Genomic DNA, 13421 nt, shown 5'->3' on the forward strand with positions numbered 1-13421 from the left:
CCGCCCCGGCGCGTTACAAGCGGATTACCGCGTGGCGGGGCTCACCGGTCGGCTCCCCCGGGCGCCAGGAAGGTCACGCGCAGGTCACGACGCCTCGGCCGCCCCGGCGATCGGCTACACGCGGCGCGACGCCGTGACCCGGACGGGCGACAGGCTGTCGGGGCCCCGACCATCCGGGCGCAACCTCACGGTCGCCCGCGGCGCCCAGCAGGACCGTGAGGTTGCGCCCGACCGGGGCCGAGCCGTCGAACGCCTGCGCGGCACGACGCCCCGCCCCGGACGGGCGACAGGCCGCCCGGACCCCCGCGCAATCCCGAGCGCAACCCCACGGTCGCCCGCGGCGCCCAGCAGGACCGTGAGGTTGCGCGCGGCGGGCGTCGGCCCGTGCGGTCGCGAAGCAGCAGGCCGGTCAGGCCAGGAGGGCGTCGACGAAGGCGGCGGGCTCGAAGGGGGCGAGGTCGTCGGGGCCCTCGCCGAGGCCGACGAGCTTCACCGGGACGCCCAGCTCGCGCTGCACGCGGAAGACGATGCCGCCCTTGGCCGTGCCGTCGAGCTTGGTGAGGACGATGCCCGTCACCTTGACGACGTCGCCGAACACGCGGGCCTGCGTGAGGCCGTTCTGGCCGGTGGTGGCGTCGAGGACGAGCAGCACCTCGTCGACCTCGGCCTGCTTCTCGACGACGCGCTTGACCTTGCCCAGCTCGTCCATCAGGCCGGTCTTGGTGTGCAGCCGCCCGGCGGTGTCGAGCAGGACGGCGTCGGCGCCGTCGGCGGTGCCGCGCTTGACCGCGTCGAACGCGACGCTCGCGGGGTCGCCACCCTCGGGACCGCGCACGACGGCCGCGCCCGCGCGCTCGCCCCATGTCGCGAGCTGCTCGGCGGCGGCGGCCCGGAATGTGTCGGCGGCGCCCAGGACGACGTGGCGGCCGTCGGCGACCAGCACCCGGGCGAGTTTGCCGGTGGTCGTCGTCTTGCCCGTGCCGTTGACGCCGACGACGAGCAGCACGGCGGGCCGCCCGTCGTGCGGGAGGGCCGCGACGGAGCGGTCGAGTCCGGGTTCGAGCGCCTGCCCCAGGACGTCGCGCAGCAGCCGGCGGGCCTGGTCGGGGGTGCGGACGCCGCGGGACGCGATCTCGGTACGCAGGATCTCGACGAGCTCGGCCGTCATCTCGGGGCCGAGGTCGGCCTGCAGGAGCGTCGCCTCGACGTCCTCCCACGACTCCTCGTCGAGCTCTCCCGCGCCCAGCAGGCCCAGCAGGCTCTGCCCGAATGCCGACCGCGACCGCGAGAGCTGGCCACGCAGCCGTTCCAGGCGGCCGGCGGTCGGCGCGATGGGCTCGGTGGGCGCGGCCGGCGCGGCCCCGGCGGCCGACGCGGCCGGGGCCTCGTCGGCCGGTGTCGGGGGCGCCTTCTCCGCGGGCTTCGCCGGAGCGGCGGTGTCCGCAGCGGGCTTCCCCGCAGTGGGTTTCGCCGGAGCGGGCTTCTCGGGAGCGGGCTTCTCGGGAGCGACCTTCTCGACGGGTGCCGCCGGGGCGGGCTTCTCGGCGGCCGGCTCAGCGGGCGCCTTCTCCGCGGGCTCGGCGGGCGCAGCTGCCCCGTCGGCCGGGGCCGGTTTCGCCTCCGTCGGCGCCGCGGCGGCAGCTGCTGCCGCGGCGGCCGCCGCGGTGCCCGGCCTGCCGTCGGTGGCGGTACCCGGCTTCTCCTCGGGAGCCTTCTCCTCGGGCGCCTGCTCCGGGGCCGGAGCCTCGGCAGTGGGCTCGGCGGGCGAGACGATCGCCGTGCCGCGCGGCGGCGTCGGGACGTCGTTGGGCGCGCCGCTGGGGACCGTGGGGACGCCCTCGGGGGGCGTGCGCGCGTCGGTGGCGGTGCCTGCGGTGGGCAGGCCGTCGGGCGGGGTGCGGACGTCGTCGGCGGTGTCCGTGGAGCCGGTGGGCGCCGGTGCCGCGGAGGCCGGCGGCGCCTCGGCGGGCGGCTCCGCCTCGGGCGCCTCCTCCGGTTCGGACGGCGCGGGGGCCGGTGCGGTCGCCGTTCCCGACGAGAAGCTGAACCCGCTGCTCGCCTTGTAGCCGCCGCCCTTCGGTGGGGCGGCCACCTCCGGAGCAGAGCCGCCCTCGACCTGGCCCGGCTCGCGCAGGCTGATGCGTCTGCGCCTCCCGATCACCAGCCCGAGGACGAGCGCGATCAGCAGCACAGCCGCGACCACGGCCACGACGATCCAGAGGGTCTGCGTCACGTTTCCACCCTGTCATGCCCCGGAGGGCGTCACGACGCGGGGCGCAGCCGTTGCGAGATGACCGTCGTGATTCCGTCGCCGCGCATGGAGACGCCGTAGAGCGCGTCGGCGACCTCCATCGTCGGCTTCTGGTGGGTGATGACGATGAGCTGGCTGGTCTCGCGCAGCTCCTCCATCAGCGAGATCAGCCGCCGGAGGTTGACGTCGTCGAGCGCGGCCTCGATCTCGTCGAGCACGTAGAAGGGCGAGGGCCGCGCCCGGAAGATCGCGACGAGCAGGGCCATCGCCGTGAGCGACCGCTCGCCGCCCGACAGCAGCGACAGCCGCTTGACCTTCTTGCCCGGCGGGCGGGCCTCGACCTCGATCCCGGTGGTGAGCAGGTCGTCGGGGTCGGTGAGGACGAGGCGGCCGTCGCCGCCGGGGAACAGCGTCGCGAAGACGATCTCGAACTCGCGGGCGACGTCGGCGTACGCGGCGGCGAAGACCTCGAGGATCTTGTCGTCGACCTCCTGCACGACGGTGAGCAGGTCGCGGCGGGTGTTCTTGAGGTCCTCGAGCTGCGTGGACAGGAAGCGGTAGCGCTCCTCGAGCGCGGCGAACTCCTCCAGGGCGAGCGGGTTGACCTTGCCCAGCAGCGAGAGGTCCTTCTCGGCGCGCTTGAGCCGGCGCTCCTGGGTGGGCCGGTCGAACGGCATGGCCGGGGGTGCGACGACGTCCTCGCCGCGTTCCCTGGCCGCCTCGAACTCGGCCATCTCGGCGGCCGACGGCGGCACCGGCACGTCGGGCCCGTACTCGGCGACCAGGTCGTCGACGCCCAGGCCGTGGTCGGCCAGCACCTTCTCGGTGAGCTGCTCCAGGCGCAGCCGTGACTGGGCGCGCAGCACCTCGTCGCGGTGCACGGCGTCGGTGAGCTTCTCCAGCAGCCCGGTGAGCCGCGTCGTCGCGGTGCGGGCCTCCGCGAGGGCGGCCTCGCGGTCGGCGCGGGCCGCGGCCATCTCGTCGCGTTCGGCGGCGGCGAGGCCGAGCGAGACGTCGATGCGCTCCAACGCGGCGGCCCCGGCATCGACCACCAGGGCGGCCACGGCGGCGCCGCGTTCGCGTTCGGCCCGGGCGGCCTCGGCGCGGGCGCGGGCCTGGCGTTCCGACGACGCCTGCCGGCGCAGCGACTCCGCCCGCCCCGCGATGGCGCGGGCCCGCTCCTCGGCGGTGCGCAGCGCGAGGCGGGCCTCGACCTCCTCCGAGCGGGCGTGCGCGAGCGCGTCGGCGGCCGCGTCGCGGACCTCGGTGTCGGGCTCCTCCTCGACCGGCTCGTCCTCGGCGATGGACAGCTGGTGCTCGGCGGCCTCCAGCGCGAGCAGCGCGTCGGACCGGCGGGCCTCGACGGCGTCCCGACGCTCCCGCAGCCGCCGCGCCTCCGCCTCGGCCGAGGCGACGACCTGTTCCAGCCGGGACAGCTGGGCCGTGGCGGCCGAACGGCCCGCCTCGGCGGACCGCAGCGCGCCGCGCGCCGCGTCGACGTCGGCCGACCGGGCGGCCTCCTCGGCCCGCGCACCCTCGACCGCCGGGCGCAGCCGGGCCAGCTCCTGCTCGACGGCCTCGCGGGACTCGACGGCGGCGTCGATCGCGGCCTGCACGTCGAGGGCGGACGACGCCGCGCCGGACCCGCCACGCGCCCGGGTCGCGGACAGCACGTCGCCCTCGACGGTGACGGCGGTGAGCTCGGGCCGGGCGTCGACGACGGCGCGCGCGGCGTCGAGGTCGTCGACGACGACGACGTCGGCCAGCAGGGCGGCGACCGTACCGGTCAGGGGTTCGGCGGCGGTGACCAGCGCCGAGGCCCAGCGACCCGTCGGCGGCTCCCCCGTCCGGGCCGCCGTCGAGAAACCGCCCACCAGCAGCGACGCGCTCCCGGAGTCGGTGGCGCGCAGGGACCGCAGCGAGGCCACCGCGTCGGCCGGCGAGGCCACGGCCACGCCGTCGGCCAGCGACCCGAGGACCGCCGCGATCGCGGTCCGCGCCGACGGGTCGACGGTGAGCAGCCCCGACACCGCGCCGAGCACCCCGTCGGCGCCGAGCAGCGCGCCCGTGCCGTCCTTGCGGGCGAGTCCGACCGACAGCGCGTCGACCCGCGCCCGCCAGTGCGCCCGCTGCTGCTCGACCTCCCGTTCGCGGGCCACCAGCTCCGCGACGCGCGCCGCGGCGCTCTCCCGGGCGGCCTCGGCCTCGGCGACGCGGTCGGCCAGGCCGGAGTCGCCGTCGTCGAGGACGCCGGTGCTCTCCCGCGCGGCCTCCAGCTCGCCCGCGGCCTCCTCCGTCCGGGCCTGCGCCTCGGCCAGCGCCTCGGACAGCCGTTCGATCTCGTCGGCGGTGGCGGCCGCGCCGGTGCGCAGGGCCTCGGCCTTCCCGGCGAGGGTCGCGATCCCGGCGCGGCGGTCGGCCAGCGCCCGGACCGCGGCGAGGTGTGCGCGCTCGGCGGCCTGCAGCGTGCGCTCGTGCTCGGTGCGCTCCTCGAGCACCTCCGCGAGCCGGGTACGTGCCTGCGAGACACCCTCGACGAGCAGTTCCTCCTCGGCGGCGATCTCGTCGGCCTCGGCGTCGAGCTCGTCGGGGTCGCGGCCGGGCGTGCGCTCGGCCGCGGCCGAGTCGGCGAGGTGGCGTGCCCGCTCCTGGGCGAGCCGGACCGTGCCGCGCAGCCGCTCGGCCAGCGCGGACAGCCGGTACCACACGTCCTGGGCGGCGGCGAGCCGCGGCGCGTCCGCGGCCAGCGCCTCCTCCAGCTCCGCCTGCGTCTCGCGGGCGACCCGCAGCTCCTCCTCGACCTCCGCGCGCCGGGCCCGGGCGGCCTGCTCGTCGGCCTCCTCGCGGGCCAGCGCGTCGCGCAGCGCGACGAGGTCGTCGGCGGCCAGCCGCAGCCTGGCGTCGCGCAGCTCCGACTGCACGGCCTGGGCCCGCCGGGCGATCTCGGCCTGCCGGCCCAGCGGCTTGAGCTGGCGGCGCAGCTCCGCGGTGAGGTCGGTGAGGCGGGTCAGGTTGGCCTGCATCGCGTCGAGCTTGCGGAGCGCCTTCTCCTTGCGCTTGCGGTGCTTGAGGACGCCCGCGGCCTCCTCGATGTAGGCGCGCCGGTCCTCCGGCTTGGACTGCAGCACCCCGTCGAGCTGGCCCTGCCCGACGATGACGTGCATCTCCCGGCCGATGCCGGAGTCCGACAGCAGCTCCTGCACGTCGAGCAGCCGGGCCCGGTCGCCGTTGATCTCGTACTCGCCCGCGCCGTCGCGGAACATCCGCCGGGTGATCGACACCTCGGAGTACTCGATGGGCAGCGCGCCGTCGGAGTTGTCGATCGTCAGCGTCACCTCGGCGCGGCCCAGCGGCGCGCGGCCCGACGTGCCGGCGAAGATGACGTCCTCCATCTTCCCGCCGCGCAGCGCCTTGGCACCCTGTTCGCCGAGCACCCAGCTGATCGCGTCGACGACGTTGGACTTACCCGACCCGTTCGGTCCCACGACGCAGGTGATGCCCGGTTCGAGGCGCAGCGTCGTGGCCGAGGCGAAGGACTTGAAGCCCTTCAGCGTCAGGCTCTTGAGGTGCACTCGGATCTCCCGGGGAGCGGCGGTCGGGAAAGGCTACCGGGGTCAGGCCTCGCGGAATCCGGCCCAGCCGCCCCGCGCGTCGCCCCACTGCGTCACGACGTCGTCGACCCGGCCCGGTGTCCCGCCGCCGCGCAGCAGCCCGAGCAGCCGCTCGCACGACTCGTGATCACCCTCCGCAACGATCGCCACTCGTCCGTCGGGAAGGTTGCGGGCCTCCCCGACGAGCCCGATCTCGAGCGCCCGCGCCCGCGTCCACCAGCGGAAACCGACGCCCTGTACGGCTCCGTGCACCCACGCCGTGAGCCGAACGGCGGAACCATCGTTGATACTCACAGTACTGGTACGTTACCCGGCCGTGACCCGACTGACGGGAAGGCGCGGCGGTCCCCTGCTGATCGCCCTGACCGTCGGTGCGCTGCTCGCAGGTCTCGGGACGCTGCTCGGCGTCGACGCGATGCCCGCCGGGCTCGCCTCGACGACGGGCATGTCGAACGACCCCCCGCTCCCCGCGTACACCCCACCGACGACGCAGTCCTCGTCGGCGCTCGCCCTCCCCGGCGAGACCCTGCCGACGACGACCGGCCCACCGGCCCCGAGTCCCCGCGCAGGTGCGCCGCCGGGCTCCGCCACGGCCGCCCCACCCCGCACGACGAGCCAGCCTCCCCGCACCACGACCGCTCCCCGCTCCCCCTCCTCCGCCGTCGCTCCCCCGACATCCGGCGGACCCGCAGCCCAGGTCGTGGCGATCACCAACCAGCAACGCGCCGCCAACGGCTGCGGTGCGCTCACCGTCGACGCGCGGCTCACCGCCGCGGCGCAGAAACACAGCGCCGACATGTCGGCGGGCGGCTACTTCGACCACGACAGCCAGGACGGCCGCACCTTCGACCAGCGGATCCGCGCCGAGGGCTATCCCTCGCCCGGCGCGGAGAACATCGCGCAGGGCCAGCGGAGCGCCCAGGAGGTCATGGACGACTGGATGAACTCACCCGGCCACCGCCGCAACATCCTGGACTGCTCGCTGCGGACGATCGGCGTCGGCTGGGCGTCGAACGGGAACTACTGGACCCAGGACTTCGGCCGCTGACCCCGGTCCGGTGCGTCCGGCGACGGCTCCGTCGCCCCACGCACCGGATCAGGGGTCGAGGACCAGCCGGTAGCCCATGCCCGGTTCGGTGAGCAGGTGCACGGGGCGGGCAGGTTCCGGTTCGAGCTTGCGGCGCAGCTGGGCGAGGTAGACCCGCAGGTAGTTGGTCTCCGTCGCGTAGCCGGGGCCCCACACCTCGCGAAGGATGTCGCGCTGCGCGACGAGCCGTCCCGGGTGCCGGGCGAGCATCTCGAGGATGCCCCACTCGGTCGGCGTCAGGTGCACGACGACCTCGCCCCCGGCGGCCCGGCGCACCACCCGCTTGGCGGCGAGGTCGACCCGGAACGCCCCGGCGTCGACGACGGCCTCGCCGCCGTCGGCACCCGACACCGCGGCCCGGCGCACCGCGGCCCGCAGCCTGGCCAGCAGCTCGGCCATCCCGAACGGCTTGGTGACGTAGTCGTCGGCGCCGGCGTCGAGCGCCCGCACCTTGTCGCCGGCGTCGGTCCGGGCCGACAGCACGACGATCGGCACGCTGCTCCACCCGCGCAGACCCTCGACGACCTCGGTGCCGTCGAGGTCGGGCAGCCCCAGGTCGAGGACGACGACGTCGGGGCGGCCGTCGGCCGCGGCGCGCAGCGCGCCGCTCCCGGTGTCGGCGAGCTGGACGTCGTAGCCGTGGGCGGTGAGGTTGATCCGCAGGGCGCGCAGGATCTGCGGGTCGTCGTCGACGACCAGGACGCGCACCGGGGAGCTCACACGGACATTCTGACTCCGCCCCGCGCGTCGTCGACGGGCGGCGCCGCGCCGACGTCGCGCTTTCCCGCGGCCGCGCCCGTCCGCCGAGGAGCTGCGCCTCACCACGTCCGACGTCGACCGACCGGCGACCGCCGAGGCCCGCGGATACGCTGGCCCGGCGGTCCGGGCCCACCCGGGCGGCGAGAGGAGCGGTCGTGACGGTCGTCGACAACGCCGTCTACGTGGACGGGAAGCGGGAGGCCGAGCCGAGCTCGCTCGACCAGACCTTCGCCGCGCTGCGACGTTGCCCCGACGGGCGCAGCTTCGGCTGGATCGGCCTGCTGCGGCCGTCGGAGGACGAGATCACCGCCGTCGCCAAGGAGTTCGGGCTGCACCACCTCGCCGTCGAGGACACCGTGCACGCCCACCAGCGGCCCAAGCTCGAGCACTACGACGACACGGTGTTCGTGGTACTGCGACCCGCGCGCTACGTCGACCCGGTCGAGGTCGTCGAGCTCGGCGAGATCCACCTGTTCCTGGGCCGGGACTTCGTCGTGACGGTCCGCCACGCCGACGAGCCCGACCTCGCCGTGGTCCGGCAGCGGCTGGAGGCCAACCCCGAGCTCCTGTCGCACGGCCCGTTCGCGGTGCTCTACGCGGTGCTCGACCAGGTCGTCGACGACTACGGGCCCGTCCTCGACGGCCTGCAGGACGACATCGACCAGATCGAGGTCCAGGTGTTCGACGGCGACCCGGGTGCGTCGCGGCGGATCTACCAGCTCACCCGCGAGGTCATCGCGTTCCAGCGGGCCGTCGAGCCGCTGCGGGAGCTGTTCGGCGAGCTGCGCTACCGGTTCTCCAAGGGCGGCACCGACAGCGACCCCGAGCTGCGCCGGGCGCTGCGCGACGTCGCCGACCACGCGCTGCGCGTCCTCGAACGCACCGACGGGTTCCGGCAGCTGCTCGCCAACATCCTGACCGTCAACTCGACACTCGTCGCCCAGCGGCAGAACGACGAGATGACCCGGCTGACCGAGGCCGGTTACGTGCAGAACGAGCAGATGAAGCGGGTGTCGTCGTGGGCGGCGATCCTGTTCGCGCCGACCCTGATCGCGGGCATCTACGGCATGAACTTCACGCACATGCCGGAGCTGCAGTGGTGGTTCGGCTACCCGATGGCGCTCGGGCTGATGCTGCTGCTCGGCGTCATCCTGTACCTGATCTTCAAGCGCCGCGGCTGGCTCTGAGACCTACACATCAGGGGTGCGCGTTGCGGGGGCGCGGCTGGCAGCGCGGGCATGAGAACGACGACCGGTTCATGAACGCCTCGCGCCGGATCGGCGTGCCACAGCGCGGGCAGGCCCGGTCGGTCTGCCCGTAGACGGCCAGCGAGCGGTCGAAGTAGCCCGACGCCCCGTTGACGTTGACGTACAGCGCGTCGAACGACGTCCCGCCCTGCGCGAGCGCCTCGTCCATCACCTCGGCCGCCGCGGTGAGCACGGCGCGGCCCTGCGCCCGGGTGAGGCTCTCCGTCGGACGGGCCCAGTGCAGCCGCGCCCGCCAGAGCGCCTCGTCGGCGTAGATGTTGCCGATCCCGGAGACGACGGTCTGGTCGAGCAGCGCCCGCTTGAGCCCGGTGCGGCGGCGCCGGATGCCGGCGACGGCGTCGTCGAGGACGAACGCGGGGTCCATCGGGTCGCGCGCGATGTGGGCGACCGGCGCCGGCAGCAGCCCGCCCCCGGCGGCGGGGGCCAGGGGGTGGGCCGAGAGGCCGCCGAACGTGCGCTGGTCGACGAACCGCAGCTCGGGCCCGTCGTCGTCGAACGTGACGCGCACGCGCAGGTGCTTCTCGTCGGGCTTGCCGTGGTCGGCGACGAGCATCTGCCCGCTCATCCCGAGGTGGGCGAGGACGGCGTCGTCGCCCGGCTGCGGCGCGTCCTGCGCCGCATCGGCCAGCTCCAGCCAGAGGTACTTGCCTCGGCGGCGGACCGCACCGACCAGTCGACCGGCGAGCCGGCCGGTGAAGTCGGCGGCCCCGGCGGCGTGCCGGCGGATCGCGCGGGGGTGCGCGACGGTGACGGTGGCGATCCGGCGACCGGCCACATGGTCGGCCAGTCCGCGGCGGACGACCTCGACCTCGGGGAGCTCTGGCACGCGCGCCCGTTCAGACGGCGGTGCCGACGGATCCGTCGGCCTCGGCGGACAGCGTCCGCCAGGCGAGCGCGGCCGCCTTCTGCTCGGCTTCCTTCTTGGTGCGCCCGTCGCCCGAGCCCAGCTCGCGCCCGCCGACGACGGCCGTCGCGGTGAACGTCTTGAGGTGGTCGGGACCGTCCTCGGTGATCCGGTACTCGGGCACACCCAGCTCGGCCGCGGCGGTGAGCTCCTGCAGCGACGTCTTCCAGTCGAGTCCGGCGCCCAGCAGCGGGGCGTTGCGCAGCAGGTCGGCGAAGAGCCGGTGGATGACGTCGCGCGACGTCTCCAGCCCGTGCTGCAGGTAGACGGCACCGATGAGCGCCTCGGTGGCGTCGGCGAGGATGCTCGCCTTCGCCCGGCCGCCGGTGAGCTCCTCACCGCGGCCGAGGAACAGGTGCGCGCCCAGCCCGTCGGGCACCAGCTCGGCGGCCACACCGGCCAGCGCGTTCATGTTGACCACGCTCGCCCGCAGCTTGGCCAGCTGGCCCTCGGGCAGGTCCGGGTGGTCGAGGTAGAGCCGCTCGGTGACGACGATGCTCAGCACGGAGTCGCCCAGGAACTCCAGGCGCTCGTTGGTGGGCAGCCCGCCGTTCTCGTAGGCGTAGGAGCGGTGGGTCAGCGCGAGGGTCAGCAGCTCGGGGTCGAGCTCGACCCCGAGCGCACGGAGGAGGGGGCCGTGATCCTCCACGGCCCCCTGGACTCCCTTGCCCGCCAACGCGGTGCGATCAGGCCGGGGTGACGACCTGGCGGCCGTCGTAGGTCCCGCAGGTGGGGCACGCCACGTGCGGCGGCTTGAGCTCCTTGCAGGCCCGGTTGGAGCAGGCGACGAGGGTCGGCGCGGTCGCCTTCCACTGCGCCCGGCGAGAGCGCGTGTTGGACCGCGACATCCGGCGCTTGGGTACGGCCACGGAGATCTCCTCAGTACTGGTGTCAGTGATCGTGCTAGGGGTGCGTCAGGCGGGCCTGAGCAGTCAGTCCGACGACATCCGCTCGCGCAGCGCGGACCAACGAGGGTCCAGTGTCTCATGCCCGTGGTCGGGCCCGAGATCGGCCTTCCGTCCACCGCACTCGGCGCACAGCCCGGGGCAGTCGTCCCTGCACAGCGGGGCCAGCGGCAGTTCGAGGACGACCGCGTCGCGGACCGCCTGCTCGACGTCGACCGACTCGTCGACCAGCCTCGGGATCTCGTCGGCGTCCGTGGTCTCCTCGGTGACGCTGTCGGGGTAGGCGTAGAGCTCCCCGATGCGGACCGTCAGCTCGTCGGTGAGCTCGTCGAGGCATCGCGAGCACTCGCCGGCCAGCCCGACCGACGCGGTTCCCGAGACGTAGACGCCCTCGCTGACCGCCTCCAGCGACAGCTGCAGCGCGACGGGGCTGTCCGCGGGCACCTCGAGGACGCCCTCGAGACCGATCACGCCGGGCGAGGCCGGGGCGGGGACCTCGCGGGAGACGGTGCGCATGGCCCCGGCGCGCCGGCCGAGCTCCCGGGTGCTGAACGCCCAGGGGCTCTGCGGCTCGTGCTTCGCGGGCCTGGTGTCGGTGTTCTTCATGGCCGGCGCCAGGATAGTCCGCCGACCAGCGACGGGCCGGGCCGGGAGGACCCGGCGGAGAGGCCGGGCCGGGGCCCGGCCTAGTCGATCAGGTCCATGCCCGTGCCGCTGCCGTTGCCGTTGCGCCCGAGCGACGGGGCCGGGGCGCCGTTGGGGGAGCCGTCGCGCCAGATCTGGCTGCGGCCCCTGCTGACGGTGCGCAGCGCCCTGGTCAGGCTGTCCTCGAACTCGGCGAGCTTGGCGTCGACGTAGCCGTCGCACTCGCGGCGCAGCCGGTCGGCCTCGGCGTCGGCGGTGTCCACGATCCGGGCCGCCTCCGCCCGCGCGGCCAGCACGACGTCGGACTGCGAGACCAGGCGTGCCTGCTCGGCCTGGCCGTCGGCGATGTAGCGGTCGTGCGCGGCGCGGCCGGCCTCGGCCAGCCGCTCGGCCTCGGCGCGGGCACGGTCGGTGGTCTCGGCGTGGATGCGCCGACCCTCGGCGACGGTGCGCTCGGCCTCGTGGCGGGCCTGCGCCACGGTCTCCTCGGCCTCCTCGCGGGCCTGCGCGACGAGCCGTTCGGCCTCCTCACGCGCCTGCGTGAGCAGCCGCTCGGCCTCCTCGGTGGCGGCGGCGCGGGTGTCGTCGGCCTCCTGCTGGGCCTCGCCGACGATCTCGTCACGACGGTCGAGCACGTCCTGCGCGTCGTCGAGCTCGCCGGGGATGGCCTCCCGGACGTCGTCGAGCAGTTCGAGGACGTCACCACGCGGCACGACGCAGTTCGCGGTCATGGGGAGGCCGCGCGCCTCCTCCACGACGGTGACCAACGCGTCGAGCGACTCGAAGACCCGGTACACGCCCCGCATCCTCGCACCACCCCACGTCCGGACGCCGTATTGCCGCTGCTCCGCGTGTCAAGTTCCGACCGGGTGATCTGTGGTTGCGCGCCAACGCGATCGGGTAGTCGTCGTGCTCCGCTCGCTACGCCCGTTCGGCGAGCCGGTCGAGCAGCTGCCGGTGCACGGTCGGCGGGAGCAGGTGCGCGACGTCGCCCCCGTACGTCGCGACCTCCTTGACCAGCGAGCTGGACAGGAAACTGAACTCCGGCGTCGTCGACATGAAGAGGGTGTCGATACCGGAGAGCCGCTGGTTCATCTGCGCCATCTGCAGCTCGTAGTCGAAGTCGGTGACCGCGCGCAGACCCTTGACGATCGCCCGCACGTCGTTGGCGGTGCAGTAGTCCACCAGCAGGCCGTGGAACGCGTCCACCCGGACGTTGGGCAGGTCCGCCGTCGTCTCGCGGAGCATCGCCATGCGCTCCTCGACGGTGAACAGGCCCTGCTTGCGCTTGTTGATCAGCACCGCGACCACCAGCTCGTCGAACAGGCCCGCGGCCCGTCCCACGACATCGAGGTGGCCCAGGGTGACCGGGTCGAACGAACCGGGACAGACGGCGCGCCTCATCGCACGACCTGCGTCGGGGAGATCACGAGGCCGGACCGTACCGGACCCCGACGTGCAGCACCGTGTCCCCGTAACGGCGCTCACGCCGCCCCTCGAAACCCTCCGGCCAGCCGAACGACCCGGACCGGGCGTCCCGCTCCACGACGACGACCGTCTGCTCAGCCAGCCAGCCGCCGCGGGCGGCCGCGCTGAGCCAGGCCGCGATCTCCGTGTCGGGCACGGCGTAGGGCGGGTCGGCGAGCACGACGTCGAAACGCCCGCGCGGGGCGCCCGCCAGCGCCGCCGCCACCGTCGCGGCGACGACCTCTCCCCCGAGCCCGAGTTCGGAGACGTTGCGCCGCAGGATGTTCGCCGCCTTCTTGTCGGACTCGACGAACACCGCGTGCGCCGCGCCGCGCGACAGCGCCTCCAACCCGAGCGCGCCCGAGCCCGCGCAGAGGTCGAGCACGCGCGCGCCGTCGAGGCCCGGGTCGGCGTCGAGCGCGCTGAACAGTGCCTCGCGCACGCGGTCGGACGTCGGCCGGGTGCCGCGGGGCGGCACGACGAGGCGCCGCCCCCCGGCCCGGCCGGCGATGATCCGCGTCACG

13 protein-coding genes are annotated in these 13421 nt (G+C 74.9%); 2 read left to right on the forward strand and 11 right to left on the reverse strand.

Annotated features, from left to right (window positions below; translation table 11 throughout):
• Nucleotides 1-409: 409 nt before the first annotated feature.
• Genes ftsY through PSED_RS23930 form a run of 3 tightly spaced genes read right to left on the reverse strand, consistent with a single transcriptional unit; the run spans nt 410 to nt 6156 of the window.
• On the reverse strand, nt 410-2233 hold the full coding sequence (gene ftsY / locus PSED_RS23920) for a signal recognition particle-docking protein FtsY (RefSeq protein WP_013676815.1): 1824 nt from the start codon (nt 2231-2233) through the stop codon (nt 410-412).
• A 29-nt stretch (nt 2234-2262) separates the two neighbouring features.
• Entirely contained in the window at nt 2263-5823 is a 3561-nt protein-coding gene (smc, locus tag PSED_RS23925; protein ID WP_013676816.1) for a chromosome segregation protein SMC, read from the reverse strand.
• A gap of 42 nt (nt 5824-5865) precedes the next feature.
• On the reverse strand, nt 5866-6156 hold the full coding sequence (locus PSED_RS23930) for an acylphosphatase (RefSeq protein ID WP_013676817.1): 291 nt from the start codon (nt 6154-6156) through the stop codon (nt 5866-5868).
• Nucleotides 6157-6178: 22 nt separating this feature from the next.
• On the opposite strand from PSED_RS23930, the gene PSED_RS23935 reads away from it, so the two are divergent.
• On the forward strand, nt 6179-6910 hold the full coding sequence (locus PSED_RS23935) for a CAP domain-containing protein (RefSeq protein ID WP_013676818.1): 732 nt from the start codon (nt 6179-6181) through the stop codon (nt 6908-6910).
• 48 nt (nt 6911-6958) lie between these two features.
• On the opposite strand, the gene PSED_RS23940 is transcribed toward PSED_RS23935, so the two are convergent.
• Complete coding sequence (locus tag PSED_RS23940) at nt 6959-7669, reverse strand: response regulator (protein WP_041759981.1); 711 nt, start codon at nt 7667-7669, stop codon at nt 6959-6961.
• A gap of 194 nt (nt 7670-7863) precedes the next feature.
• Here PSED_RS23940 and corA point away from each other — a divergent pair, with 194 nt between their 5' ends.
• The gene (corA, locus tag PSED_RS23945) at nt 7864-8895 is read left to right on the forward strand and encodes a magnesium/cobalt transporter CorA (protein ID WP_013676820.1); all 1032 of its coding nucleotides are present in this window, start codon (nt 7864-7866) and stop codon (nt 8893-8895) included.
• Nucleotides 8896-8905: 10 nt separating this feature from the next.
• Here the strand turns inward: corA and mutM are convergent, their stop codons facing one another.
• From mutM to rsmD, 7 genes are all read right to left on the reverse strand, one after another.
• Nucleotides 8906-9802, reverse strand: coding sequence for a bifunctional DNA-formamidopyrimidine glycosylase/DNA-(apurinic or apyrimidinic site) lyase (mutM, locus tag PSED_RS23950; RefSeq protein WP_013676821.1), 897 nt, complete (start codon nt 9800-9802; stop codon nt 8906-8908).
• A 10-nt stretch (nt 9803-9812) separates the two neighbouring features.
• The gene (gene rnc / locus PSED_RS23955) at nt 9813-10529 is read right to left on the reverse strand and encodes a ribonuclease III (protein ID WP_013676822.1); all 717 of its coding nucleotides are present in this window, start codon (nt 10527-10529) and stop codon (nt 9813-9815) included.
• 37 nt (nt 10530-10566) lie between these two features.
• Nucleotides 10567-10749, reverse strand: a complete 183-nt coding sequence (gene rpmF, locus PSED_RS23960; protein ID WP_013676823.1) for a 50S ribosomal protein L32 — start codon at nt 10747-10749, stop codon at nt 10567-10569.
• A gap of 63 nt (nt 10750-10812) precedes the next feature.
• A complete protein-coding gene (locus PSED_RS23965; RefSeq protein WP_013676824.1) occupies nt 10813-11391 on the reverse strand; it encodes a YceD family protein in 579 nt (192 codons plus the stop codon).
• Between the two features lie 80 nt (nt 11392-11471).
• Nucleotides 11472-12227: a DivIVA domain-containing protein gene (locus PSED_RS23970; RefSeq protein WP_041759982.1), complete on the reverse strand. Its 756-nt coding sequence runs from the start codon at nt 12225-12227 to the stop codon at nt 11472-11474.
• Nucleotides 12228-12351: 124 nt separating this feature from the next.
• Complete coding sequence (gene coaD / locus PSED_RS23975) at nt 12352-12834, reverse strand: pantetheine-phosphate adenylyltransferase (protein ID WP_013676826.1); 483 nt, start codon at nt 12832-12834, stop codon at nt 12352-12354.
• A gap of 22 nt (nt 12835-12856) precedes the next feature.
• Nucleotides 12857-13420, reverse strand: a complete 564-nt coding sequence (rsmD, locus tag PSED_RS23980; protein ID WP_013676827.1) for a 16S rRNA (guanine(966)-N(2))-methyltransferase RsmD — start codon at nt 13418-13420, stop codon at nt 12857-12859.
• Nucleotide 13421 lies beyond the last annotated feature (1 nt).

The sequence above is a fragment of the Pseudonocardia benzenivorans CB1190 genome, assembly GCF_000196675.2.
Classification (GTDB): domain Bacteria; phylum Actinomycetota; class Actinomycetes; order Mycobacteriales; family Pseudonocardiaceae; genus Pseudonocardia; species Pseudonocardia benzenivorans.